At 63.3% G+C, this 528-nt stretch carries 1 protein-coding gene; it reads right to left on the minus strand.

Features of this window, described 5'->3' with window-relative positions; genetic code table 11:
* On the minus strand, nt 1-528 hold a 528-nt coding region (locus J2I47_RS26390; protein ID WP_445451879.1), incomplete at both ends, for an Ig-like domain-containing protein.

Below are 528 nucleotides of genomic sequence, written 5' to 3' on the forward strand. Positions count from 1 at the left end.
CGACGACAGCGTAGCCGTCACGGCGGGGTTGACCGTCACCGTAGCTGAGGTGAGGGCCGAACAGCCGTTGCTGTTGGTGACCGTCACGCTATAGGTCGTCGTTGTCGTGGGGGAGACGACCACGCTCTGGGTGCTGCCCGTGCCCGTTGGTGCCCAGGCATATGTAAAGCCACTACCGCCCGATGCGTTAGCTGTCAGGGTGGCCGAAGTACCGTTACAGATGGTCTGGTTAGCCACCGTAGCGGTCACAGCCGGGTTGACCGTGATTGTAGTAGTCGCTGTGCTGGCGCAGCCCGCCGAGTTGGTGGCCGTCACGCTATAGGTGGTCGTCACCGTGGGGCTGACAGACTGGCTGGCCGTGGTGGCCCCGTTGCTCCAGAGGTAGGTCAGGCCCGTACCGCCACTGGCGGTGGCTGTCAGGGTGGTGCTGGCACCGTTACAGATCGTAGCCGGACTGGCACTGGCTGTGACGGTTACTGCCGGATTCACGGTCACCGTAGCCGAGCTGACAGCTGAACAACCATTGGT

This window comes from Fibrella rubiginis (assembly GCF_017353185.1).
Lineage (GTDB): Bacteria > Bacteroidota > Bacteroidia > Cytophagales > Spirosomataceae > Fibrella > Fibrella rubiginis.